A 25,051-nucleotide genomic window follows, 5' to 3' on the forward strand; every position below is an offset into this window, starting at 1 on the left:
TCACATGAGAGGTGGTTATGGTTCTGATTCGAATTGGAGTGCGCGCGACGGCAGCGGCGCTTGCATGTGTCGGCATGGCATCGGTGTGTGCGTTCGCGCAGGGCGGCGCCGCGAAATTTGCGTCGCCCGCAAGCGTGACAATGGCATCGGCGGTAACGGGCGCGGCGGCGTCATCGTCGAAAGCTGCGGACCGCGCGCTCGTGCGGCGAGTGCTTAATGCGCTCGAGAAAGCGAAAGGCTTGCGCGCGAGCGGCATCACCGTGCGAGCGAATAACGGCGCCGTAGTGCTGGAAGGATGGGTGCCGGAGACGTCGCAGGTCGACCTGGCGACGCATATCGCGGAAGGCGTGCCGGGCGTGAAGTCCGTGCAGAACACGTTGACGTTGTCGACGTTCTGAGCAGGTCGCGCTTGTCGCGAGATGGACAAAGTGTCACGCTGAGCGGTTACTGTTTTGGTACAGCCAGCGCGTGATCGTCGATCGATAAAGCGCCTCGGGCTCCGAACCCATTCTGGCATCGTCCTTGCATCGGCTGTTCTCCTTAGACCACTTCGAGCCCTGCAAGGAGACACCATGAGTCTGGACCTGACGTTTCGCGCCGGCGAGGCCACCGTTTTTGCCGCCCCCGGACAAGCCACCGATGCAATGCCCGAAATCCTGATCGGCCGCGTGGATGGGCCGGTCGGTCACGCCTTCGCCAACATGATGGCGCAGTCGAAAGGGCATACCGCCATGTTCGCCATCCGCGCGTGCAACCAGTTGGTGCGTCCCGCGACGATCATCGTCCCGAAGGTCACGCTCAAGGACATGGCGAATATCGACCTGTTCGGCGGCGTGGTGCAATCCGCGACGGCGGACGCAGTGGTCGATTGCTTGATCGAAGGCATCTTGCCGAAGGATCAGGCCAACGATCTGTGCATCATCAGCCTCGTGTGGATCGACCCGCGCTGCGCCACCGACGCGAACCTCGACAAGAAAGACATGTATCGCACGAACTACGAAGCGACCAAGCTCGCCATTCAGCGTGCGATGAATAACGAGCCCAGCGTTGAGACGCTCATTGCAAATCGGCACAGCATCAAGCACGACATGGACGACTGGAGTTAGCCGGCTAGCGATTGCCCGCCGGTCGTGCGCTTGTGGCGCGCTTGCGTGATACGCGTGGTGCGGGTGATGTGCGTGGCGTACGTGGCGGACGTTGAGGCAAGGCCGCGCGGTTTTCGACAACAGGCGCGGCTGCCGACTCGCGCTCGCTCGCCAACGGCGATAAGTCGGCCGCCTTCAGTTTGAAATTCACGTGCACGGTGTCGTAGGGAAAGACAATCGCGCCGTTCGCATCGTTTTCCATGAGGCCGGCTTGCAAAAGCGCTTGTACATCGCGATGCACGCCCTTCACATCGCGCTCGAGCCGGCGGGCGAGCTCGCGGATGGACATCGGCCCCGCGCCCGTCATCACGCGAATGATGCGCCAGCGCGGCGTGGTGAAGGTGCGAAAGAGGAGCTCGGGCGTGGCGTAGGAGAAGTTGCGGCCGTGGAGGGGTTTGCCATTCTCTACTGCCGCATTGAAGCGCTCGGTGAGTTCTTCGAGTGAAGAAATGCGGATAGTTGCGGTTTTCTTCATCTTGCCCTCCATCTGTTCCAGACTGCTACATCGGCCCAGAAGTCTGCATACAACTGCTGAGGCGTAGAAAATTCATAGGGCGACTCGACGCCGGCAAAGTGCCGATGATCGCCCTTGCCGCGTTCGTTGTCATAGCGAAGAACGCATGTGCTTGCCGCCACATAAGCGAACCGATATTTATAGAAATGAGTACACCCTTGCACGCGCACGGGAACGTGCCACAAGACGATTTCCGCGAACCCCGATCCCGCGAATTCGAGCCGCTCATCCTCAATCAAAACCGCTTTGGTGTTGGACATTTTGACAACGCCTAAGTGTGTTGTCAAATGGTCCAACATCGCCGACTTGCTGCCTATTTCCCGAATGGACGACTTGACGTAACGCCAGGGCGTCGGACCGTCGCTCACACTCCACCTGCAAATTCTCGCGAGCCTCGCTATTCTTATAGGGGCGTTCTATCGGCGGCATTGCCACAAATGCATTTCATCTGCCGACGGCTCTCACATATATTGTTGGATGCCGCCGGCTGTCATCGACACGATGCTTGTGCGACGCACCATGTCAGACGCGTGACGCCAACGAATGATCGGCGGCAACCTGAATCCAAGGTCGGACCCATCGACACAGCCGGCGCTTTCTTCGTCCACACGGGACCACGCGTCGGCGCCATGTAAAACAAGCAAGCAGAGGCAAGTCCCCCAAGGAGGTAACGCATGTCAAACGAATCGAAGTGTCCGTTCAATCACACCGCTGGCGGTGGCACGACGAACCGTGACTGGTGGCCAAAACAGTTGCGCGTGGACCTGCTCAGTCAGCATTCGAACAAGTCCAATCCGCTCGACAGCAACTTCAATTACGCGGAAGCTTTCAAGAGTCTCGATCTCGCGGCAGTCAAGCAAGATCTCGCCGCGCTCATGACCGACTCGCAGGAGTGGTGGCCCGCCGACTTCGGCCACTACGGTCCGCTTTTCATCCGCATGGCATGGCATAGCGCGGGCACGTATCGCACCGGCGATGGACGCGGAGGCGGCGGGCGCGGTCAGCAACGTTTCGCGCCGCTCAATAGCTGGCCGGACAATGTCAGTCTCGACAAGGCACGACGCCTTCTTTGGCCGATCAAGCAGAAATACGGTCAGAAAATCTCGTGGGCTGACCTGCTGATTCTCACCGGCAACGTCGCGCTCGAAACCATGGGCTTCAAGACGCTCGGTTTCGCGGGCGGTCGCGAAGATACGTGGGAGCCGGACCAGGACGTCTACTGGGGCAATGAAAAAACCTGGCTCGGCGGCGATGTCCGCTACGGCAAGGGCGCGGCCGGCAAGGACGACGATGAAGGCGTGATCACCGCCGATGCGCAAATGCACGGCATCGAACAAAGCCGCACGGATGGCGGGCGCGATCTGGAAAATCCGCTTGGCGCGGTGCAGATGGGCCTGATCTACGTCAACCCGGAAGGCCCGGATGGCAACCCCGATCCGCTTGCGGCAGCGCACGATATTCGCGATACCTTCGGCCGCATGGCCATGAACGACGAAGAAACCGTCGCGCTGATCGCGGGTGGCCACACCTTCGGAAAGACGCACGGCGCGGGTCCGTCGGATAACGTGGGCGCGGAGCCGGAAGGCGCCGAACTTGAAACCATGGGCCTCGGCTGGAACAGCACGTTCGGCACGGGCCGTGGCGCGGACACCATCACGAGCGGTCTCGAAGTCACCTGGACCTCGACGCCGACGCAATGGGGCAACGGCTTCTTCGAGAACCTTTTCGGCCACGAATGGGAACTCACCAAGAGCCCGGCGGGCGCGAATCAGTGGATCGCCAAAGATTCGGCGGAGACCATTCCGCACGCGCACGATGCGTCGAAGAAGCTGCGGCCGACCATGCTGACCACGGACTTGTCGCTGCGCTTCGATCCGGCTTACGAGAAGATCTCGCGCCGCTTCAAAGACAACCCGCAAGAGTTCGCCGATGCCTTCGCGCAGGCGTGGTTCAAGCTCACGCACCGCGACATGGGACCGCGTGCGCGCTATCTCGGGCCGGAAGTGCCGCAGGAAGAGTTCGTCTGGCAGGACCCGATTCCCGCGCTCGATCATCCCGTGATCGACGAGCAGGATGTGGCCGCGTTGAAGCAGAAAATCGCGTCGGCAGGGTTATCGGTCGGGGAACTGGTGACGACCGCGTGGGCATCGGCTTCGACGTTCCGTGGCTCGGACAAGCGCGGCGGCGCGAACGGTGCGCGTATTCGTCTCGCGCCGCAAAAAGACTGGGCAGTCAATCAGCCGGCGCAACTGGCGAAGGTGCTGAAGGCGCTCGAAGGCATTCAGGGCGAGTTCAACGGCGCGCAGTCGGGCGGCAAGAAAGTGTCGATTGCCGATCTGATCGTGCTTGCGGGCGGCGTGGGTATCGAGCAGGCCGCGGACAAGGCGGGGCACAAGGTGAGCGTGCCGTTCAAGCCGGGCCGCATGGATGCGTCGCAGGATCAGACGGACCTGGAATCGGTCGGCATGCTCGAACCCGCCGCCGATGGCTTTCGCAACTATCTCAAGCAGAAGTACGGCGTGCCGGCGGAAGCGTTGCTGATCGACAAGGCGCAGTTGCTGAACCTGACCGCGCCTGAAATGACCGCGCTCGTCGGTGGCTTGCGCGTCTTGAACGTGCACGCCGGGACCGAGACGCACGGCGTGTTCACGGACAAGCCGGAGACGCTGACCAACGACTTCTTCCGCAACCTGCTCGATATGGAAACGGAGTGGACGCCGATCACGGAAGCGCGTGACGCGTTCGAAGGCGCGGATCGCAAGACCGGCGCGGTGAAGTGGACGGGAACGCGCGTCGACCTGATCTTCGGTTCGCATGCGCAACTGCGCGCGCTCGCCGAAGTCTATGCAAGCGAAGACGGCAAGGAGAAGTTCGTGCGCGACTTCGTGGCGGCGTGGACGAAGGTGATGAATGCAGACCGCTTCGACCTGAAGTAATCGCTGCAAAGCGTTGTTCGACGAACGCGGTGGCCTTTCCGGGCCGCCGCGTTTTTTTGTCAATGCGAAAAGCCCGGACGATCGAGCGCCAGTTGCAGCCTGTGCGCCTGATCCAGTTGCAGAATGAAGGACGGACGCGAGCGCACGAGCAACGTCTTGAGATCGGCGCTCGCAGTCGAACGGATGAAGCCATCCACGGACTTCACGAGCTGTTGCAGGAAGAAGACTTCGCGGTTCAGATATGTAAGGTCGAAATCGCGGGCATCGGCGTTGTCGAGGGTTTGCAGGTCATCGCGCGTTTGTCGTGTCAGGTCGTCGCTTACGCCGCTTGGCTGCGCCTCTGCGCCGAGTCTTTGCAACAGCGCCAAGCCTTCCTGATAGACCTGTCCGTGTTCCGAGACCATCCGGCTCGCGAAGCTCTGCACGCTGCGCGATTGCGTCCGGCGCAACGCAAGCTGACCGGTCGCAATCTCGGCCTGATTCGCAACGAGCAGAATGCCGAGCATCTGCGCATCGGACGGACGCGAGGATTGAGCGAACGCGTGAAGCGAAGCGAGCAGCAGCAAGAGCGCGCTCGCAACGGTTCTGATGGTGATCGCCTGTCTCATGGATATCGGGCCCTTTGCGGCATTCGCGCCTCGCAGGGTAGCACCTGACGGAATAACACACGATGACCGCACCTGTTTCGCCGCGCACGCGAGCGCGGCGAAACAGGTCTAAACGCCCAGCCCTAAAGTCGATAACGCGAACCGCCATCCGAAGAAACATACCGACGAGCAGAGCGGCAGCGCCAGAAGCACGGGGCCGTATCGAAGGCCGAACAGGCAGACGGACGACCACAAGCGCGAGCCGCAGTCGAAAAGCCGGCGGCGTTTCGAGCCTTTCACAGCCGCGTCACCACGACTTCGAGATACTCGCTTGGCAGCACGAGCGTCGCGTCGCCCGAACGATTGCGGCTCTCGATCAGCGCCATCATCTCACCTAGAAACGCCGCCTGACGCTCGCCTTCGAGTGCGCCGATAGCCTTGTTCATCGGCCCGTAATACGTGCGGAACACGTCCATGAAATGCGCGGCCGAGCGATACCGAAACGTGAAATCGCGACTCGTCGCGACGATTTCCTGCGCGCTGCCGTCGAACAGCGCGTCGAGCCGCGCCTTCGTGCCCCAGAGCGCAGGCGACATCACGCCGGCTGGCGGCGCAATGTATTTGCCGATCGTCTTGAACACTTGTCCGATGAAACTCTCCGGCGTCCAGTTCGCGAGCCCGATCTTGCCGCCTGGTTTGCACACGCGCGCAAGTTCGCGGGCCGCCTTGGCTTGATCGGGCGTGAACATTACGCCGAAAGTGGACATTACGATATCGAACGATGCGTCGGCGTAGGGTAGCGCTTCCGCGTCCGCTTCCTGAAACTGCACGGCGAGCCCTTCAGCCGTGGCGCGGGCGCGGCCTGCATCGAGCAACGCGGCGACGTAATCGGTCGACGTGACATCGCACCAGCGGCGCGCGGCGGCGAGGGTCGCGTTGCCGTTGCCGGCGGCGACGTCGAGCACGCGGCTGCCCGCGCGCAAGTCGAGCGCTTCGCAAAGATTCTCGCCGACGATCTGCAGCGTGGTGCCGACGACGGCGTAGTTGCCCGTCGACCAGGCGGCTTGTTGACGAACCTTGACGGCGGCGAGGTCGGCGGCGGGCGAGAAAGCGGGATCGGCTGCGGTCATGACGAACTCCTAAAAAGGCAAGGGCAGCGATGCGACATGCATGATGTGCTGCTGTTCCGATGGCGCCGCGATATCGCAATCGAGACTGCCCGCGCGGCAACGGGCAATCCGGCGATCATTCGGCCACGCTCACGCCCGAGCCGCCCAGTTCGGCTGGGAAGTCCTTCAGTTTGGGCAAGCCGTCTTTCATGCGCAACACCGTTTCGGCGTAATTGACGTGCACACCGGCTTCGTAGGGAAAGTCCGTCAGGTTGGCGGCGAAAACATCGACGAGCCCGAGCCCCGGATGTTCCGTGAAGAGATGACCGCCGCAGTTCCTGCACCATTTGCGATAGCTGTTCTCGGTCTTGTTGTAAGTGCCGATATCATCCGCGCCGCGCGTCACTTCCAATGCCTCGGGCTGCCAGAGCGTAAAGGCATTGAGCGGGCTTGCCGACCAGCTTCGGCACGACGCGCAATGGCAGTAGCCCATGCCTTCTGGTTTTCCATGTACCGTGAATTGCACTGCACCGCAAAAACATTGACCGCGATATTCCTCTGCCTGACTCATGCCGTCCTCCTGATTTCGTGGATGCGCGTCTCGTCCGACGAACCGTTTCGTGTTCGTTGTTGCAAGGTCGCATGAGTGCTAGTATCAGCACGCGAGCCGGCTTATGGAATGACCACGCGTCCAGATATTTTGCGCAGGACGCCGAAACTGATGGGCGCCTACATGGATGCGCTTTCCGACGTGCTTCGCCTCGTGCGTCTCGGCGGGGCGGTTTATCTAAATGGCGAATTCACAGCGCCCTGGTGCGTCTTCGGCCACGCCACGCCCGACTTGTGCGCGACGTTTCTGCCGCGCACCGAGCGCATCGTCTCGTATCACCTCATCACGGAAGGCAGTTGCTGGGCCTCGCTTACAGGCGACCCCGCTTCCGCCATTCACGTGAGCGCGGGTGAATTACTTGTCGTGCCTCATGGCGAAGCGCATCTGATGGGCAGTTCGCTCGAACTCACGCCCGCGTCGGCAAGCGCCATGCTTTCGAAGTATCTGGAAACGTCGCCGGGCGAAGTGATGAAGCTGAGTTATGGCGGAGGCGGCGCGCACACGCGCCTGATCTGCGGCTTTCTCGCTTGCGACGATACCCTGACCAATCCCGTGCTCGCGGCACTGCCGCGCCTGTTCAAAGTCGACATGCGCAACGACCCGCAATCGGCGTGGCTCGAAACATCGCTCAAACTCGCGGCTGTCGAGGCCGCCGAATGTCGCGTCGGCAGCGCGATCGTGCTGGCGCGATTGTCGGAACTGCTTTTCGTGGAAGCGGTGCGGCGCTGCATCGACGCATTGCCGGACGATCGCAAAGGCTGGCTCGCGGGCGTGAGCGATCGTTTCGTGGGACGCGCGCTCGCGTTGCTGCACGCGCAGCCGGCACACGGCTGGACCGTCGATGAACTCGCGCGCAAGGCAGGCCTCTCGCGTTCCGCGCTGGCGCAGCGCTTCACCCAACTGCTCGGCCAGCCGCCTATGCAATATCTTGCGCGCTGGCGTCTGCAGATTGCCGCGCAGGAATTGCGCAACGGGACCAGCTCGCTTGCGGCCGTCGCCGAGCAAGTGGGTTATGAATCCGAGGCGGCGTTCAATCGCGCGTTCAAGCGCGAGTTCGGCACGCCGCCCGCGAGTTGGCGACGCAATCTCGGCCTGGCGGATGCGAGCGATTCGCTGGCCGATATGGAAGATGTCGGCGACGCGCTCGCCGTCAGAGCTGCGGGCGGTTCGGCCGAAGGCCAGATCGCGTAGCGGTTGCGCAAGAAGCGAGTGCATTGCTTGGGCCTTGCCCTTGCGCTTCATCCCCAACCGCAAGATCATGGGCGACCAACCAGGGAGACACGCTCATGCCTCGCACCGTCGCCGAAAAACGCTCGGCCTTCCGCGCACTTCATGATTCCGGCTGCTTCGTCTTGCCCAATCCATGGGACATCGGCAGCGCACGATACCTCGAAACACTGGGCTTCAAGGCGATCGCAACGACGAGTTCCGGCTTTGCCTGGTCCAAGGGTCACGCCGACAATACGGTCGAGCTCGACGCCGTTCTCGCGCATCTGAAGGAACTGGTCGATGCCACCGACCTTCCCGTCAACGCGGACTTCGAAAGCGGCTTTGGCAAGACGCCGCAAGAGATTGCAGCGAGCGTGAAGCTGGCGTTAGCGACCGGCGTGGCGGGACTATCGATCGAAGATTCCACCGGCGATGAATCCGCGCCCTTGTTCGCCATCGATGTCGCGGCGGAGCGCATGAAGGCCGCACGCCGCGCCATCGACGAGAACGGCGGCGACACGTTGCTGATTGGCCGCGCCGAGAATTTTTTCGCGGGCAAACCGGACCTCGACGATGCCATCGCGCGTCTGAAGGCCTACGCCGAAGCCGGCGCCGATTGCCTCTACGCGCCCGGCATCAAGACGCGCGAGCAGATTGCGGCGGTGGTTGCGGCCGTCGCGCCGAAGCCCGTCAATCTGCTGATTGGCTCGGCATCCGATTTCACGCTTGCCGATGTCGCCGCGCTGGGCGTACGGCGCGTGAGCGTCGGCGGCGCGCTGGCACGCGCGGCCTGGGGCGGCGTCATGCGCGCCGCGGAAGGCCTCGTGGAAGGGCGCTTCGACGGCTTCGCGGATGCCGCGCCCGGCGACAAGCTCAACGGCATCTTCAAGCCGCGCGCATGAGGCGCATGACGCGTTCGAGTGCGCGGACGAATCAATCCGCGTGCTCGCGATCGAACGCCCACACTTGCGCGAAGCCCATCAACTCGCACATGTCCGAGAACGGATACATCGCGTCCTTCGCGGCTTCGGTGCTCTTCTTCGCGAGGATCTGACCGTACACATCCTTGAGAGCCTTCGCGACCGTGAGGAAGCCGGACGCCGGATAAATCGCCAGCGAGAAGCCGAGCTTCTGCAATTCATCGGGCGCGAGTTGCGGCGTGCGTCCGCCTTCGACTACGTTCACGAGCAAGGGCATATCGAAGGCGCGGCCGATCTTTTCCAGCTCCTCCACGCTTTCCGGCGACTCGATGAACAATACATCGGCGCCTGCCTTCGCATAGGCTTCGCCACGGCGCAACGCTTCGTCGAGTCCGAGCGACGTACGCGCATCCGTGCGCGCGACGATCTGAAACCCGTCATCGGTACGGCTCTCGACCGCCACCTTGATCTTGCGCACCATGTCTTCGAGCGGAATCACGCGGCGTCCCGGCGTGTGGCCGCACTTTTTCGGGAATTCCTGATCTTCGAGCTGAATGCCCGCCGCGCCCGCCTGTTCGTAACCGCGCACCGTATGCGCGACGTTCAGCAAGCCGCCGTAGCCGGTGTCGCCATCGCAGATCATCGGCGTGTTCGTGCCGCCGCAAAACGCCGCGACGCGATTCACCATGTCCGTATAGGTCGCGAGTCCCGCATCGGGCAAGCCCAGATAGGACGCGACCGTGCCAAAGCCCGTCATGTAGAGACAATCGAAGCCCATTGAATCGGCCATCTTCGCGGAGATCATGTCGAAGATGCCGGGCGCCGTCACGATTTCCTTCTGCGCGAAACGTGCCTTCAATGCCTGCCGTTTAGCCTGACTGGTGGTGTTCATAGCGTGTCCTTGTGTGAAGTTCGACGTTGCAGAGTCAATGATGCGATTCTCGCGATAACGCCAGCGCGGCGTCGGCGTCCGTATCGAGCGTCGGCGCGATCTCTTCGAGCGAGCGCTTGTTCGTTTCGATGCCGAAGACCGCGAGCACGACGGCCATCACCACGCACGCGCCGATGATCATCGACAACACGTCCTTGATGCCGCCCGTCGCGTACATCACGACGACGAGCTGCGGCGCGAAAATGCCGGTGATGCGGCCCGCGCATCCGGCTATGCCATTTGCGCGCATGCGATTTTCGGTCGCGAAAAGTTCTGGGATATACGTGGCAATGCCGAGCGCGACCATGAGATACGTCAGCGTGAAGAGGATGAAGCCGAGAAGCGTCGCCATCTCGACACTGGTCGAATGGCTGTACAACCAGCCGATGACCGCGGCGAGCGCGGCCACCGCGATCAAACCGTTCTTGCGGCCGATCCTGTCCGCGATCAGCACGCCGACGAGCGCGCCCGCCGGGCCGCCGAGCGACATCAGCGTGGTGTATCCGAGCGACGAAGCCATGCCGATGCCTTGCTTCATCAGGAACGTGGGCACCCACACGATGAAGCCGTAGATCACCATGTTCACCGCGACCTGCACGACGATCGAAACGAACGTGCGGCGAATCAGTGCGCCCGAAAACAGCTCGATGAGCGTGGTTTTCTTGGTGATGGCGCGCGGTAGGTCGGCAATCGGCGGCAAGGGACGCACACGCGCCGACTCTTCCTCGGCGGCGCGCAGGACCGCTTCGGCTTCGTCGTAACGGCCTTTCGATTCGAGCCAGCGCGGCGACTCGGGCATCTTCTTGCGGATGACCCAGACGATCATCGCGCCCACGCCGACGATAGCGAACATGGCGCGCCAGCCGACGGTCGGAATGATCAAATAGCCGAGGAAGGTCGAAAAGAACAGCGCCGAATTGGTGATGAGCGACAGATACGCCGACCATTTGCCGCGCACGGCGGGCGGCATGAATTCGCCGACCGATCCATAACCGACGACGATCTCCGCGCCAAGTCCCAGGCCCATGAAGAACCGGCAGACGATGAGCCAGGTCATGTTCGGGGCAAACGCGCCCGCAATCGACGCGAGCCCGAAGACCGCGAGATTGAACTGATACGTGAACTTGCGGCCCTTGGCGTCGCCGAGCACGCCCGCGGTGAACGCGCCGAGCAACATGCCGATGAACGTCGACGATAAAAACGCCGCGTTCAGATGCATGGACGACCAGCCGGTCTTCGAGAGCGCGCCGAGTACGCCGCCCGCGAGATAGATATCGAAGGAATCGAGGAACATGCCCGCGCCGATCAGCCAGAGCACGCGCTTGTGGAACCCGGAAATGGGCAGGCGGTCCAGACGCGGACCGGCGTTCACCGTACTTGGCTGCATGTCGTGTCTCCGATGTCTTTCGTGTGCGACGGTTTTTTATCGACGGTGCAAGGGGCAACAACGCTACGGACTGAGATGCTCCCGCTCGTGGCGGTCCAGCACGGCCTTTTCGGCGGCCATGATGTGACAGCGCGTGATGGCTTCCGCCCACGCCGCATTGCGCTGTTCGAGCGCGAGCACGATCTCGAAGTGCTGACGCGCGCTGCGTTCGCGGTCTTCGTCGCTGTAGGCGTCGAAGGTCCATTTGATGAGCGGCGTTTCCTTCATCGACTTGAGCGACCGGTCGAGCCGCGCGTTGTTCGCGGCGGCGGTGACGATGGCGTGGAATTCGCCGTTCGCGGTGAACCATGCCTCGCACGATTCGGCCGTGGACGGACGATGCGTAATGGCGAGCATGGCGTCCGCCAGCGTGCGAAGGCGCTCGATATCGGCAGGCTCGATCTTGAGTGCGGCGCGCCCCGCGAGATACGGCTCGATCAAGAGACGCGACTCGAAAATTTCGCGCGCGTCCTGCAGGGTCCACGCCTTGACGCGCACACCGTAGTTCGGGCGCGTTTCGACCCAGCCTTCGGCGTCGAGTCTTCGCAACGCTTCGCGCACCGGCGTGCGGCTCACGCCCAAACTCTTGGCGAGTTGTTCCTCGCGCAGATATTGGCCCGCGCCATACTCGTTGCCGGCAAGCGCGCGCTTGATGGCGAGATAGACGTCATCGCCAGGACGAGACGTATCAGGCGTGATTGTATGCAAAGCGGCGCTTATAACAGCCATCGAGGCCCCCTCCGGGAAGTGAACGGGATTCATTGTATGCAATGTTCCGCAAATGAAACGTGGGGATTTCCCGCAGCATCACGCGGCCGAACGCGGCCGAAGGCGGCCGAACGTTACCGAACGCGCCCGAAAAGCGGTGACGCGAGACTCGCAGCCGCCAGTTCGCCGGCGGCAGCAAGCAGCGTCGAGCCAAGCGCGGCCATGCGCTTCTCGGTGAGCCGCACGGCCGGCCCGGCGACGCTGATGACGCCGATAGCCGGATAACCACGCCGCTGCACGGGCGCCGCCATGGCCGTCATGCCGGGCGCGAAGACTTCGTAGATGGTCGCGTAGCCGCGCATGCGGGCGGCGTGCACGAATTCGAGCAAACCCGTCACCGTGGTCGGCGCGCGCGGGCCGTATTGCTTCGGCGCGCCGAAGCCTTGCCGCGTCACGAGTTCGAGCGCGCGTTCGTCGCTCATGGTCATCATCCAGGCGTGGCCGGTGGCGCTGCAAGACAAGACCGTGTCCATGCCCATGTCCGGGTCGTAGCGCAGGCCCTTGAGCGCGCCTTGCGACTTCGCGACCCACGTCAGCCGGTCGCCATCGACGATTGCGAGCCGCACCAGTTCGCCCGAGCTTTCCGCGAGCCGGTCGAGCATGCTCTGCGCGATATCGACGATGCCCGACGTTGCAAGATAGCTGAGGCCGAGCCCGACGAGCTTGGTCGTGAGCACGTAGTCGCCGTGTTCGCGCAATTGCCGCACGTAGCCGCACTGCTTGAGATCGACTAGCAGCCGATGGCACGCGCTACGTGGAATTTCGAGTTGATCGGAGATCATCGCGAGCGGCGTGCCTTCCATTTGCGTCGCGAGGAATTCGAGGACGGCAAGCGTTCGTTCGGTGACGCCGGGCATGGGTTTTACCTATCGTTCGAGTCGATGACTCGCGCATGATTGCATATTGCGGGAAGAGATTCCACGCTGGAACGGTATCCCACCCGGCGCTGTTAATCTGTGCGCCACATCGTTTTATCGGGATACGACGATTCCCGGGTAAGCGAATGAACGTACACAGAGACACGCCCGAAGAGGAGACAAGATGCAATCGCACATGGAAGACACCGCGCACCAGTCGATGCGCACCCGAGCCGTCACGGCCGCCGCCATCGGCACGGCGCTGGAATGGTTCGACTTCACCCTGTATGGCGCGCTTGCCGCGACCGTGCTGCCCAAGCTCTTTTTCCCCGCGATGGATTCGACCTCCGCGCTGCTCGCCTCGCTTGCCACCTTCGGCGTCGGGCTCGCGGCGCGGCCGCTCGGCGCGATCATCTGCGGGCATCTCGGCGACAAGCTCGGCCGCCGCAATCTCATGCTCGGCACCGTCACCGTGATGGGCCTCGCGTCCATGCTGATGGGCTTCTTGCCGACTTACGCGAGCATCGGCGTATGGGCGCCCACGCTGCTCGTGATCCTGCGTATCCTGCAAGGCTTTGCGCTCGGCGGCGAATCGACCGGCGCGCAATTGATGGCGATCGAGCACGCGAGCCCCGGCGCGCGTGGCAAATATTCGGGCCTGCTCGGTCTGTGCTCGCCGCTCTCGCAGATCATGGCGAACGGCGTGCTGCTTACGCTTTCATCGGCCATGTCGGCCGAATCCTTCGATGCCTACGGCTGGCGCATTCCCTTCATCTTGAGCTTCGTGCTCGTGATGGTCGGCGTGTATATCCGCTTGCGCGTGGCGGAGACGCCCGCGTTCGTCGCCTTGTCGAAAACCGAAGTCGCGGACGTCGGCAGTCCCTTGCGCGACGCCCTGCGTCTTCACTGGCGCACCGTGCTGCGCTGGATGCTCTTCTTCTGCGGACCGGCGGCGATTTTCTATCTGATCGTCGTGTTCTCGCTGAGCTATGTGACGAAGACGCTCGGCGTGCCGAAGCAGACCGGCTTTTTGCTGCTGATGGGCGCGAATGTCTGCGCCATCGTGGGCGCGCTGGCGGGCGGCATGCTGAGTGACCGCATCGGAAGAAGGAAGGCGCTGGCAATCGGTTCGACGGCGACCTTGCTGATGCTTTTCGTCTACTTCCAAATTCTCGACACGAAAAGCTTCCTGCCGATGCTCCTCGCGATGGGCTTCTTCCTCGGCTTCACGCAGTTCCAGAGCGGCATACAACCGGTCGCGTTCGCCGAAGCGTTTCCGACCAACGTGCGCTACTCTGGCTCGGCGCTCGCCTATACCGGCGCGAACCTGATCGCGGGCGGCCCGATGCCGGTTGTCGCGGTCTGGCTCTTCGCGCTGTGCAACGGTTCGCCGTGGGGCGTCGTGGCGGTGTGCGTGATCTTCAACGTCATCTCGCTCGCGATGATCCTCACCGCGCCCGAAACGCTCGGCATCGACCTGAACCGTACCGATTCCACCGCTGAAGTGATCGGCGCGACGACGCAGGCGCCGATGCAATCGAACACTCATTGACTCATCGACAACATGAAACCTCTCGTCTATGTTTTGAACGGCTCCAATCTGAACTTGCTTGGCAAGCGCGAGCCGCATTTGTATGGCACGACGACGCTCGCGCAAGTGCAATCGCGTTGCGAAGCGCTCGCCGACGAACTCGGTCTGCAATGCGATTTTCGTCAGACCAACCATGAAGGCGTGATGGTCGACTGGCTGCAGGAAGCGTTTGAGAAGGACGCATCGGTGGTCATCAACCCGGCCGGATTTTCATTCTCGTCGATACCCGTGCTCGACGCCGTGAAGCTCATTTCGAAGCCGCTCGTCGAGGTTCACGTGACGAATATTCATCGGCGTGACGAGCAGTATCGGCACTCGCTGATCTCGCTTGCGGCGCGTGGCGTGATCTGCGGTCTGGGCGTGCAAGGATACGTGCTGGCGATCCGCGCCGTGGACGAGATGTTGCGCGAGGGGTGAGCTAAAGCGCGTTGGTACGGGCGTTGCTGAGTAGCCAAACATACCAACGTCCCCGGAGTCCAAATGGATACGCGCGCCTATCAACCGTTACCTTTCGATCCCTCGTTCGAACAAATCCCCGACGACGAAGCCGAGACCACGCAGCAACTCGCCGAAGCCATGCGTAGCATCACGGAGAAGACTTACGCCGATAGCGGTCACGCAATTCGCAGCGTGCACGCGAAGAGTCACGGGCTTCTAACCGGAGAGCTGCAAGTGGTCGATGGCTTGGCGCCTGAGCTCGCACAAGGCATCTTCGCGCACGGCGGCACGTATCCGGTGGTGCTGCGTTTATCGACGAATCCCGGCGATATTCTCGATGACAAAGTCTCGACACCGCGCGGCCTCGCGTTGAAGGTGATCGGCGTGGAAGGCGCGCGCTTGCCCGGGAGCGAAGGCGATGTCACGCAAGACTTGGTGATGATCAATGCACCCGCGTTCACGGCGGCGACGCCCAAAGCCTTCCTCGGCAACCTGAAGTTGCTCGCCAAGACCACCGACAAAATGCCCGGCACGAAGCAGGCGCTCTCGGCTGTGTTGCGCGGCACGGAAGCGGTGATCGAAAAACTCGGCGGCGAGAGCGGCACGATCAAGAGTCTTGGCGGACATCCCGAAACGCATATTCTTGGCGAAACGTTCTATACGGCCGTGCCGCACCTCTATGGTCAGTACTTCGGGAAGATCAGCGTGGCGCCGGTATCGCCGGAACTGACCGCCTTGACGGATGCGCCCGTCGATCTCGACGATAAACCCAACGGCCTGCGCGAAGCCGTCAGCGATTTCTTCGCGGCCAATAGCGGCGAATGGGAAGTGCGCGTGCAGCTTGCAACGGATATCGAGAAGATGCCGATCGAAGATGCATCGAAGCGCTGGCCGGAAGATGAAAGTCCATACGTAACTGTGGCGCGGATTCGCGTGGCGCCGCAGACTTCGTGGAGCGATAGCCGCGCGGCCGCTATCGACGATGGCATGGCGTTCAGTCCTTGGCATGGGGTGCAGGCGCATCGACCGTTGGGCGGCGTGATGCGCTCGCGCAAGCCGGCTTACGAGATGTCGTCGCGCTTTCGTGGTGAGCGCAACGGCTGCCCGATGCATGAGCCGAAGGGATCGGTTGAAGCATGAAGGCTGAGATTGACGCGCGCGGCGAGTGTCGCGCGCTTCGTCAATTGATCTGCTTTTGCCAGAACGCCAGCGCGGCGCCGCAAAGCGCCACACCCATCACGAACCAGAAGCCGTCCAGCGAACTTAGAAAGCTCGCTTGCTGCGTCACCGCGCGGCCTATTTCCGCGAGCGCAAGTCCTTTTGCATCGGCGGCGTTTCGTCCCAGGGCCTCGAAGCCGCCTATCAGCCGTGCATACGTCTCCTGAAACACCGGATCGAATGGATTGACCCGCTCCACGAGCCGCGTCTGATGCACGGCCGCGCGATGCTGTTCGAGGATGATCACCGTCGCCGTGGAGAACGACACCGTCAGTTGCTTGACGATGTTCTTGAAGCGATAACCATGGTTGAATTCCTCGATCGCGAAGATGCGGAACGTGATATTCGCCACCGGCAGCGCGATGAACAGCAGCACCATGCCGCGCAGCGTGAGCGGTGCGATGAGCCATGGCATGCTGACATCGGGCGGCATGTTCACCATCCACACGCTGACGAACGCGGAGATTAGAAAGCCCGTGCCGATCAGCCACTTCTTGTGCGCGACGCGCGCCGAGTAGCGAAAGTACAAATAAGCCGCGGCAAGCGCGACGAGCGACGTGCAGCCTGTGAGCCTGCCCGCATTCTCCACCGGATAGTGCAGCCCGCCTTCGAGAAAACGCGAGACAAGAAAACTGAGCGTGGTGTTCACGTAATAGAACGCGATATACAACATGATGCCCACGCGAAACGGCTTCTCGCGCAACGCATGCAAGCGGATGAGCGGCCTCGGATGATGCCACTGATGCCACACGAACCAGCCGAGCGCAAAAAGTCCCGCCGCCGTGAGCATGATGAGCAGCGGCGAGCTGCTGAAGAGTTGAAAGCGCACTTGCTGCATGACGATCTGCAACGCGCCTTGCGCAAACGCGAACATGATGTACGGCCAGAAATGCGCCTCGCCGCGCGCTTCGGGTTGCACGCGTCCGCTCGACGGCACGGCGAGCAGCACGAAGAGGCCGCACGCGGCTCCCGCTATCGCCGTGCTCGTGAATAGCGCACGCCAGCCAAACGACGCGACCAGATATCCGCCGATGAGCGGCGCAAGAGCGCTGCCGAGCAAGATCATGTTGAGAAACGCGCGCGTCGCTCGCGGACGTTGCTGCGGCGTGAAGCGCATCTGAATGAGGATGCGGCATGCGCTCATCATCGGGCCGATGAAGTAGCCTTGAAAGCCGCGCGCGAGCGCCAGTTCGAACGACGATTCGCACAGTGTCGCGGCTATCGCGCCGGCGGCAAACAGAAAGAGACTTCCGCCGATATACCGCCGGTTGCCAAGCCGCTCGATCCACCATTGCTGTTGAAGGATGCCAAGCACGGACGCAACCGCGTAGGCACTCGACGCCCACACGAGTTCGTCGGTCGATGAGTTGATGCCGCCCGCGATATAGCTCGTGAAGAACGAGAAGATCGAGTTGTCGAAGTAATCGAGTCCGGTGGCAAGCGCGATGGCCCACGGAAACATGACGTCGCGAAGCGTGGCGGCGCCAAGCTTTGGTGCGGGTAAGCGTGGTAAGCGTGCTGCGGTCATTCGCCATCGACCTCTTGACTGCCTGGCTGGTTGCCGCGCTTCGTCTTTTTCTGCGCGGCCATGCGCTCCTGAAACAAATCTTCCTTGCTTTCTCCGGCAATTCTTCGCCGCAGGTAATCAAGGTCCGCGTTGAGTTCGCCGCGCACGGCTTGCGCTTCCTTGAGTTCACGACGCACGCTGGCAATCCGCGCATCGAGCGAATCGATTTGTTGCGACAACGCCTGTTCGATCTCGCGCAGCGAATCCGGCGAAAAACCCGTGCGTCCCGCGCCGAGCGTTTCCAGCGGGCGCTTGAGGATCTCGGTAATGCCTTGCAAGGAAAAGCCAAGCGAACGCAGCCGCAGAACGCGCGCGAACTTCTCCAGATCCTGTTCGCTGTACAGCCGGTAACGTCCCTCGCTGCGGTCCGGCGTGACGAGACCGCGCTCCTCGTAATACTTCAGCGTGCGCGGCGTGACCTGAAGACGCTCGGCGGCGTCGCGAATAGTCAGAAGCGCGGGCTTCGTCGTCATGTGAATGCACTCGCGGATACGTAAACGAGCCGGATTATAAAGCAACGTGTACGTTCACGTTCAGGTTGAAGCGGCCGCGCGTCTTGCTATCGAGCATAGCCAGCCTCGGGCGAAGTTCAATCGTTTCTGTAAAAAATTTCGTGAATCGGCCAAAGTGGAAATAATCGGCGAAGATCTTTCGATTTCCGACGCTTTCTGCGCAAGCCGTGGCTTCTTTGAATGATAGACTTGAGCAGTTTTTAAAACCATCAGGGACGTCGCGCCCTCACGAGTTCGCCATGAATACCAACAACACCGGCAAGAAACGTTTCTCGATGATCCGCGAGTTTCATCTGGCCGACTGGTTCACGCTGGGCAACGCGGTCTGCGGCACGGGCGCGCTGTTCTCGTCAATGTCCTATCTCGACGACAACGACGTCCTCCATATCTATCTTGCGTGCGCGTTGGTGTTCGCCGCGCTCGTCTTCGACGTACTCGATGGCCGTATCGCGCGCTGGCGCCAGAAGGCGTCGCTCTTGGGGAAAGAGCTCGACTCGCTCGCCGATGTGATCTCGTTCGGCGTGGCGCCGGCGGTCATCGGTTATGCGTGCGGCATGCGCGGCCTCTATGACCGCGTGATGCTCGCGTATTTCGTCGCGTGCGGCGTCTCGCGGCTCGCGCGTTATAACGTGACCACCGAGGAAATGTCGGCCGGCAGCGGCAAGGTCACGCACTTCGAAGGCACGCCCATTCCGACGTCGTTTGCCATCGTGTTGATGCTCGGCATAGCGGGCTGGTACAACGCGGTCGGCGCGAATCTCTGGTTCGGCGCGTGGGAATTCGCGGGCTTCACGCTGCATCCCTTGACGCTCGTTTATGCCGTCTCCGGCTCGTTGATGATCAGCCGTATCCGCATTCCGAAGCCCTGAGTGGCGAGCCCAGATCAGTGACCGCGCGCGGCGGTGTGTCGGCCGAGCGCGAGGTAATGCACCAACGCCACGAGCGGGAACGCCGTGGCGACCCATCCCACCAGCGTCCAGCCGCCGTGCTCGTAGAGCGGGCCCGCCAGGGCCGAGCCGCACGCGCCGCCCACGAAGATACTCGTCATATACACGGCATTCAGCCGGTTCCGGCTCGTCGCATGCAGCGCGTAGATTTCGCGCTGGCCGAGCACCATGTTCATTTGCACCGCGAAGTCGAGCACCACGCCCGTGACGACGAGCGCGCCCACGCCCCACGCCGGATGAATCAACGCCGGAAGATACGCGAGCGCCGCAAGCGCCAGCGCGATGAAGGTGGCGCGCACGGTGTGACCGGCATCGGCGAGGCGGCCGGCGATCGGCGCGGAAGTGGCGCCCATCGCGCCGATCAATGCGAACAAGCCGATCTGCGTCTGCGTCAACCCGAAGCCGCGCGTGAGCTCGACGGGTATGGCGGTCCAAAAGAGACTGAACGAAGCGAACATCAGCCCTTGATACAGCGAGCGATGACGCAGCACGGGCATCGTGCGCACGAGATGGCCGAGCGAGGCGATCAGTTCGAAGTAAGTCGCCTGATGGCTCGGCTGACGGCGCGGAATGGTGAAGGCAAGCACGCTGGTCACGACGACCATCAGCACGGCGGCCGCGCCGAACATGGCGCGCCAGCCGAAGTGGCCCGCGACCACACTGGAAATTGGCCGCGAAAGCAGGATGCCGAGCAGCAAGCCGCTCATGATCGTGCCGACGACCTTGCCGCGCGACTCGTCGGGCGCGAGATGCGCGGCAAGCGGAATCAGGATCTGCACCGCGACGGATGAAAACCCCACGAGAAGCGAGATGCAGAGGAACCAGACGGGATCGTGCGAGAACGCGGCGGCCGTCAAGCTCGCGATGGAAACGAGCGCGGTCACGATCATGAGCCTTCGGTTCTCGAGCAGATCGCCGAGCGGCACGATGAAGAAGAGGCCGAGCGCATAGCCTATCTGCGTCAACGAGACGATCAGACTCGCGGTGCCGCCTTTCATGTGCAGATCGGGCGCGATGAGTTCGGTGATCGGCTGCGCGTAATACAGATTCGCGACGATGGCGCCGCAGCAAAACGCAAAAAGCGCGATCAGGCCGCGCGTGAGTTCGATGCGCCGCGCGCCATCGAGCCCGGACGATGCTGGTGTCGACATGGATGATCCCTGTGTGAAGCCGCAAGGATACGTGTTCGCGAAGCGGCTTGCAGGGCGCGGCGTTTTGAAAGGCGCATGCCGATGCGCATTCGATCAACCTTCGCGATGCGCTTCCGCGTGCGCATCGACCTGAAACAGATCCTCGTCGCCTGCCGCAAACCGGTATGTGCCGCGTTGCTCGCGCTTCGCTTCGTAGAGCGCCGCATCCGCGCGTTTCAGGGCGCTCTCGAACAGCTCGCCGCGTCGCGCCAGCGCGATACCGACGCTCACGCCCACGCGCGCAATACCGCCATCGTCGAGTTCGTAAGGCGCCGACAGATCGCCGATGATGCGCCGCGCGAATGCCGCACCCGACGTTCGCGCAATGTAAGTCGCCACGATGGCGAACTCGTCGCCGCCGAGCCGCGCGACCAGCTCGCCGCGCCGCATCGCGTTACGCAGGCGGTCGGCGGCCTGGGTCAGCAGCTCGTCGCCCGCGTTGTGGCCGTGCGTGTCGTTGACGCGCTTGAAGCCGTCGAGATCGACATACATCACCATGACCTTCTCGCGGCCCGCGCCGTTCGCCATCAGCCGTTCGGCGTGATCGCCGAGATAGCGGCGGTTGGGCAGTCCCGTGAGCGAATCGTGATGCGCCCAGTGCAGAAGCCGCGCTTCCGAGCGGCGCCGCTCCGTCACGTCCTCGATGATGATCACCGCGCTGCCGTCCGGCACCGCGTTACGGCAAAGTTCGAGTTGCCGGCCATCGGCGAGATTCAGTTCGAGCGCGCCTTGCCCGTCTTTCAGCCACAGCGCGCAACGTTCGACCAGTTGCGCACGCAAGGTCTCGCCGAACTTCGCGAGTCCCGCATGGCCGATGAAATCCGGCAACGATATGTTCAGCCGCAACATCTCGACGGTCGAGCCGAACAGTTCCGCCGCCCGTCGATTGGCGATGATCACCTTGCCTTCCGCATCGACGGTGCAAAGGCCGTGCGGCATGTGGGCGAGGGCGGCGTCGAAGCGCGCGGCGAGTTCGGCGTGACGCTGCTCCGCGATCATCAGCGCGACGAGCGTGCGATAGTGGCGGCGCACGACCGAGCCCATCGCGCCGATATACAGGAAAAGCGGCGGCACGAGCATCCAGAAACTTCCGCCCGCGAGCAGCGCGCCAAAACCGATAGGCGCCGCGCCGAGGCAAATCTGCGCGCTGACGAGATACGGCGTGCCCGCATTGCGCGATGCGATGCCGCCGAGCAATCCCGCCGTCACCATGATCGCGAGCGCGGCCAGCACGGTATCGCCGGAGATGACGCAGGCCATGGCGCCGAGTCCCAGCGCGAGACACGCAAGGAGCGCGAAGGGCGCATAGCGCGCGGCCCAGGGCTCGGGATGCGGCGCGTCCGGGCGGCTCAACGCGCGATACCGGCACACGATACCGACGCGCGCCGCGAGCAACAGCACATCGGCGCCGACCCAGAGCACGGTCCAGAGCGCATGCAGACGCAAGAGCGCGATCGTCGCGACGAAAGCGCTGGAAAGACCGGAGAGCAGAAGCGGCCGAATGTCCTCGACGAGGGTGGATAGCAGCGACGCGCGAATGGCCGCCGTGATCGGTCCGTCCGTGGTCGAAGGCGTGGCCAGAATGGAATCGCGCAAGGACGAAGTGGCTGACATACTGAGACCGGCTAAACGTTGTAGTTGCGCGGGAGAGCGGATGAATCGCCGTTAGCGCCGGTATACGCGTTATCGGCTGCCCGGTGACGAGCTTTAGCGCGCAACGCGCGACGCATGGCTATTGTCAGTGCGCGCCGCGGGTTGCAGAATCTGCGCATCGTCGAAAGCGAGGTTCGAGCTTTCCACGCTTCATTCATCCACCGAAAGGAATTCGTTATGGCAAAGATCCTCACGCTGCATGGCGTCAATCTCAACATGTTCGGCAAGCGCGACCCCAAGCAGTACGGCACGGCCACGCTCGCGCAGATCGACGAACAGTTGCAAGCGCTCGGCAAGGAACTGGGCGTCGAGGTGGAAAGTTACCAGACCAATATCGAAGGGGAGATGTGCGCGCGCATCCACAAGGCGTTCGAAGACAAGGTGGATGCGATCATCATCAACGCGGGCGCGTGGACGCATTACAGCTACGGTATTCGCGATGCACTCGCCATTCTCACCGTGCCTATCGTCGAAGTGCACATGTCGCATGTGCATGCACGCGAGGAGTTCCGTCACAAGTCGGTATTCGCGGAAGTCGCGAAGGGGCAGATTTCCGGCTTCGGCGTGGACAGCTATCTGCTCGGCTTGCGCGCGGCGGTGGCGGCAATCAAATAATTCATCGGCAGCGGCCGTTTGTCGGGCGACAACGGCCTGCCGTATTCGGACGCGGTACTTCGGGACCGCGCTACTTCAGGCCGTGTGGCTGAAATCCTTGATGCGCTCGGCAAGCGTGCGTTGGTCACGACGCACGCGCGCCGGCTTCATTTGCTGCGCCGCCGAGCCGCGGATGAACAGCACCGCGCAGATCGCGCAAATCGCCCACACAGTTGCGATGATCGTCAGGTAGTTCATGTTCTCTTCCAGATTCTTTGGGCTTGCGCGTCTAATTCCCTGATCGCGGACGGCTTCCACATGGAGCCGCCGCGCTTCTCTTTGGTGCTTAAATTTTCGATGCCGGTAGCGCGAGCAATCGGCCGATGGTCAGTTGCGCCAGTTTTTTCTGTTCGGTGATGGAGACCGCGTCTTGCGCCGAGGCGTCGCGTCCGGCGAGCAGCTTGCCCGCGAGGCGCATGATGTTTTCCGACGCCGCCTGCAGCGTGCTCAAGAGTTCCGCTTCCGAATCCGCTTTCGAACCGATTACGCGATGCGGTGCCGCGTTGCCTTCCATCGTCTGAAACATGTCGACTTCCCCGTTGAGTGCATGAGATGAATTTTGCGGTCGCGGGTGCCGAATCAATCCTCCGAACAAGCCCTGATTCCGGCCTCAAATCGTTTGCGCGGTAGGCCTAAAGTTGCCGGGAACGGCGAGCAAGGTCCGCCCGATAAGGCTCTGCGGCGGCCAGGCGGTAGAATCGCATTTCGTCCGCTTCGCTGGCCAAAACGATAAAAGCAACGTTTGCGTGTCATCCGGACAAAAAAACAACAGTGGGCCGCTTTGCGGCTCAAAAGAACCCTAGGGGTTTTCGCGCAGTTCAGGCAGGCATCGACATGGCTTCAGGCACTTCAAAGACAGAACAGGCAGTACAGGCATCGCAGACGGCACTCCGGCGAGGACTCAAGAGCCGGCATATCCAGTTGATCGCGCTCGGCGGCGCAATTGGCACCGGGCTCTTTTTGGGTGTCGCGCAGACCATCCGGCTCGCGGGGCCGTCCGTGCTGCTCGGCTATGCCATCGCCGGGCTGGCGGCGTTTTTCATCATGCGGCAGTTGGGCGAGATGGTTGTCGATGAACCAGTGGCCGGCTCGTTCAGCCATTTCGCTGCACGTTATTGGGGCAACGCGGCGGGCTTCATCTCCGGCTGGAACTATTGGGCGGTCTACATTCTCGTGAGCATGGCGGAGCTGTCGGCCATCGGCATCTACATGCAGTATTGGTGGCCGATGCTGCCCGCGTGGGTGTCGGCGCTCGTGTGCTTCGCGCTTGTCAACGCCATCAATCTGACGAGCGTGAAGTCATATGGCGAGATGGAGTTCTGGTTCGCCATCGTGAAGGTCGCGGCCATCGTCGGCATGATCCTGTTTGGCGCGTATCTGCTGATCTCGGGTCACGCGGGGCCGCAAGCGAGCGTCACCAACCTGTGGAAGCTCGGCGGCTTTTTTCCCTATGGCGTGAGCGGGCTCGTCATGTCCATGGCCGTCATCATGTTTTCGTTCGGCGGGCTCGAACTCGTCGGCATCACGGCAGCGGAAGCGGAAGACCCGTCGCGCAGCATTCCGCGCGCGACCAATCAGGTCATCTATCGCATTCTCATCTTCTATATCGGCGCGCTTGGCGTGCTGCTTTCGCTGTATCCGTGGGACAAGGTCGTGACGGGCGGCAGTCCGTTCGTGTTGATCTTCCGCGAGATGAACAGCGGCCTCGTCGCGAACGTGCTCAATGTGATCGTGCTGACGGCCGCGCTTTCGGTCTATAACAGCGGCGTCTATGCCAACAGCCGCATGCTTTACGGTCTCGCGCAGCAAGGCAATGCGCCGCGCGCCCTGTTGCGGGTGAGCGCGCGCGGCATTCCGCTCGTTGCACTCGGCGTGTCGGCGCTCGTCACGGCGGCTTGCGTGCTCATCAATTACTTCATTCCGGGACGCGCCTTCGAATTGCTGATGGGTCTCGCGGTATCCGCGCTCGTCATCAACTGGGCGATGATCAGCATCATCCATCTGAAGTTCCGCGCTAGGAAGCGCGCGAGCGGCTCGGTGACGGCGTTCCCGAGCCTCGGCTATCCGCTCACGAACTATCTGTGTCTTGCATTCGTCGCGGGCATAGTCTGGGTGATGTTCGAGACGCCGGGCTTGCGGCTCTCCGTCTGGTTGATCCCGATCTGGCTGGCCGTTCTCGGAATCGGCTACTATCTCGGAAAAAGGAACGGCAGCGCGGGCCAATCGCGCCGCGCGCCGACTCGCTGAACTCCCGTCCCGAAGTCCTGAA

Annotated in this window: 26 protein-coding genes; 11 read left to right on the top strand and 15 right to left on the bottom strand. The window is 62.3% G+C overall.

From position 1 onward, the window contains the following. Positions 1-17: 17 nt before the first annotated feature. Both P9250_RS05780 and fae read left to right on the top strand, forming a co-directional pair. Complete coding sequence (locus tag P9250_RS05780) at positions 18-398, top strand: BON domain-containing protein (RefSeq protein WP_310391695.1); 381 nt, start codon at positions 18-20, stop codon at positions 396-398. 174 nt (positions 399-572) lie between these two features. Further along, entirely contained in the window at positions 573-1,106 is a 534-nt protein-coding gene (gene fae / locus P9250_RS05785; RefSeq protein ID WP_244829773.1) for a formaldehyde-activating enzyme, read from the top strand. Positions 1,107-1,110: 4 nt separating this feature from the next. Here fae and P9250_RS05790 read toward each other — a convergent pair whose 3' ends face one another. After that, positions 1,111-1,620, bottom strand: coding sequence for a transcriptional regulator (locus P9250_RS05790; protein WP_250528090.1), 510 nt, complete (start codon positions 1,618-1,620; stop codon positions 1,111-1,113). After that, complete coding sequence (locus P9250_RS05795; RefSeq protein WP_250528091.1) at positions 1,617-1,919, bottom strand: DUF6516 family protein; 303 nt, start codon at positions 1,917-1,919, stop codon at positions 1,617-1,619. Before P9250_RS05795 ends, P9250_RS05790 begins: the two co-directional genes overlap by 4 nt. A 414-nt stretch (positions 1,920-2,333) precedes the next feature. Between P9250_RS05795 and katG the strand changes: the two genes are divergently transcribed. After that, on the top strand, positions 2,334-4,595 hold the full coding sequence (gene katG, locus P9250_RS05800; protein ID WP_310391698.1) for a catalase/peroxidase HPI: 2,262 nt from the start codon (positions 2,334-2,336) through the stop codon (positions 4,593-4,595). A gap of 59 nt (positions 4,596-4,654) precedes the next feature. Here katG and P9250_RS05805 read toward each other — a convergent pair whose 3' ends face one another. From P9250_RS05805 to P9250_RS05815, 3 genes are all read right to left on the bottom strand, one after another. Beyond that, complete coding sequence (locus P9250_RS05805; RefSeq protein WP_250510927.1) at positions 4,655-5,203, bottom strand: DUF4142 domain-containing protein; 549 nt, start codon at positions 5,201-5,203, stop codon at positions 4,655-4,657. Positions 5,204-5,478: 275 nt separating this feature from the next. Next, a complete protein-coding gene (locus tag P9250_RS05810) occupies positions 5,479-6,312 on the bottom strand; it encodes a class I SAM-dependent methyltransferase (RefSeq protein WP_250510928.1) in 834 nt (277 codons plus the stop codon). A gap of 115 nt (positions 6,313-6,427) precedes the next feature. Continuing rightward, positions 6,428-6,862 (bottom strand): GFA family protein, encoded by a 435-nt coding sequence (locus tag P9250_RS05815; protein ID WP_250469130.1) that lies wholly within the window; start codon positions 6,860-6,862, stop codon positions 6,428-6,430. 162 nt (positions 6,863-7,024) lie between these two features. Between P9250_RS05815 and P9250_RS05820 the strand changes: the two genes are divergently transcribed. Further along, complete coding sequence (locus tag P9250_RS05820) at positions 7,025-8,092, top strand: AraC family transcriptional regulator (RefSeq protein WP_310392737.1); 1,068 nt, start codon at positions 7,025-7,027, stop codon at positions 8,090-8,092. A 95-nt stretch (positions 8,093-8,187) separates the two neighbouring features. Then, a complete protein-coding gene (locus tag P9250_RS05825; RefSeq protein WP_310391702.1) occupies positions 8,188-9,012 on the top strand; it encodes an isocitrate lyase/phosphoenolpyruvate mutase family protein in 825 nt (274 codons plus the stop codon). Between the two features lie 31 nt (positions 9,013-9,043). On the opposite strand, the gene P9250_RS05830 is transcribed toward P9250_RS05825, so the two are convergent. From P9250_RS05830 to P9250_RS05845, 4 genes are all read right to left on the bottom strand, one after another. After that, a complete protein-coding gene (locus P9250_RS05830; RefSeq protein WP_310391704.1) occupies positions 9,044-9,922 on the bottom strand; it encodes an isocitrate lyase/PEP mutase family protein in 879 nt (292 codons plus the stop codon). Between the two features lie 34 nt (positions 9,923-9,956). Next, a complete protein-coding gene (locus P9250_RS05835; protein WP_310391706.1) occupies positions 9,957-11,348 on the bottom strand; it encodes an MFS transporter in 1,392 nt (463 codons plus the stop codon). Positions 11,349-11,411: 63 nt separating this feature from the next. Then, positions 11,412-12,116: a GntR family transcriptional regulator gene (locus P9250_RS05840; RefSeq protein ID WP_310391708.1), complete on the bottom strand. Its 705-nt coding sequence runs from the start codon at positions 12,114-12,116 to the stop codon at positions 11,412-11,414. Between the two features lie 113 nt (positions 12,117-12,229). Further along, positions 12,230-13,012: an IclR family transcriptional regulator gene (locus P9250_RS05845; protein ID WP_310391710.1), complete on the bottom strand. Its 783-nt coding sequence runs from the start codon at positions 13,010-13,012 to the stop codon at positions 12,230-12,232. A gap of 184 nt (positions 13,013-13,196) precedes the next feature. Between P9250_RS05845 and P9250_RS05850 the strand changes: the two genes are divergently transcribed. The 3 genes from P9250_RS05850 (at position 13,197) to P9250_RS05860 (ending at position 16,181) form a co-directional block, all read left to right on the top strand. Beyond that, positions 13,197-14,564, top strand: coding sequence for an MFS transporter (locus tag P9250_RS05850; protein WP_310391713.1), 1,368 nt, complete (start codon positions 13,197-13,199; stop codon positions 14,562-14,564). A 12-nt stretch (positions 14,565-14,576) separates the two neighbouring features. Further along, complete coding sequence (locus P9250_RS05855; protein WP_244830991.1) at positions 14,577-15,020, top strand: type II 3-dehydroquinate dehydratase; 444 nt, start codon at positions 14,577-14,579, stop codon at positions 15,018-15,020. 63 nt (positions 15,021-15,083) lie between these two features. Continuing rightward, positions 15,084-16,181, top strand: a complete 1,098-nt coding sequence (locus tag P9250_RS05860; protein ID WP_310391715.1) for a catalase family protein — start codon at positions 15,084-15,086, stop codon at positions 16,179-16,181. A gap of 40 nt (positions 16,182-16,221) precedes the next feature. Here P9250_RS05860 and P9250_RS05865 read toward each other — a convergent pair whose 3' ends face one another. Together P9250_RS05865 and P9250_RS05870 are read right to left on the bottom strand one after the other, a co-directional pair. Next, positions 16,222-17,787 carry an MFS transporter gene (locus P9250_RS05865; RefSeq protein ID WP_350029532.1) on the bottom strand — a complete coding sequence of 522 codons (1,566 nt, stop codon included), beginning with the start codon at positions 17,785-17,787 and terminating at the stop codon, positions 16,222-16,224. Further along, positions 17,784-18,299 (bottom strand): MerR family transcriptional regulator, encoded by a 516-nt coding sequence (locus P9250_RS05870; RefSeq protein WP_250469153.1) that lies wholly within the window; start codon positions 18,297-18,299, stop codon positions 17,784-17,786. Before P9250_RS05870 ends, P9250_RS05865 begins: the two co-directional genes overlap by 4 nt. Before the next feature lie 278 nt (positions 18,300-18,577). Here P9250_RS05870 and pssA point away from each other — a divergent pair, with 278 nt between their 5' ends. Continuing rightward, positions 18,578-19,207 (top strand): CDP-diacylglycerol--serine O-phosphatidyltransferase, encoded by a 630-nt coding sequence (gene pssA / locus P9250_RS05875; protein WP_244830987.1) that lies wholly within the window; start codon positions 18,578-18,580, stop codon positions 19,205-19,207. 14 nt (positions 19,208-19,221) lie between these two features. Here pssA and P9250_RS05880 read toward each other — a convergent pair whose 3' ends face one another. Both P9250_RS05880 and P9250_RS05885 read right to left on the bottom strand, forming a co-directional pair. Beyond that, complete coding sequence (locus tag P9250_RS05880) at positions 19,222-20,436, bottom strand: MFS transporter (protein ID WP_250494445.1); 1,215 nt, start codon at positions 20,434-20,436, stop codon at positions 19,222-19,224. Positions 20,437-20,529: 93 nt separating this feature from the next. Beyond that, a complete protein-coding gene (locus tag P9250_RS05885; RefSeq protein ID WP_310391716.1) occupies positions 20,530-22,089 on the bottom strand; it encodes a diguanylate cyclase domain-containing protein in 1,560 nt (519 codons plus the stop codon). Positions 22,090-22,305: 216 nt separating this feature from the next. Between P9250_RS05885 and aroQ the strand changes: the two genes are divergently transcribed. After that, the gene (gene aroQ, locus P9250_RS05890) at positions 22,306-22,743 is read left to right on the top strand and encodes a type II 3-dehydroquinate dehydratase (RefSeq protein ID WP_244830984.1); all 438 of its coding nucleotides are present in this window, start codon (positions 22,306-22,308) and stop codon (positions 22,741-22,743) included. Positions 22,744-22,818: 75 nt separating this feature from the next. On the opposite strand, the gene P9250_RS05895 is transcribed toward aroQ, so the two are convergent. After that, on the bottom strand, positions 22,819-22,980 hold the full coding sequence (locus P9250_RS05895) for a hypothetical protein (RefSeq protein ID WP_250469165.1): 162 nt from the start codon (positions 22,978-22,980) through the stop codon (positions 22,819-22,821). A gap of 88 nt (positions 22,981-23,068) precedes the next feature. Continuing rightward, positions 23,069-23,308: a hypothetical protein gene (locus P9250_RS05900; RefSeq protein ID WP_310391718.1), complete on the bottom strand. Its 240-nt coding sequence runs from the start codon at positions 23,306-23,308 to the stop codon at positions 23,069-23,071. Positions 23,309-23,616: 308 nt separating this feature from the next. On the opposite strand from P9250_RS05900, the gene P9250_RS05905 reads away from it, so the two are divergent. Beyond that, positions 23,617-25,029, top strand: a complete 1,413-nt coding sequence (locus P9250_RS05905) for an amino acid permease (RefSeq protein ID WP_310391719.1) — start codon at positions 23,617-23,619, stop codon at positions 25,027-25,029. Positions 25,030-25,051 lie beyond the last annotated feature (22 nt).

Origin of the sequence: Caballeronia sp. LP006, from assembly GCF_031450995.1 — a bacterium.
Classification (GTDB): Bacteria; Pseudomonadota; Gammaproteobacteria; order Burkholderiales; family Burkholderiaceae; genus Caballeronia.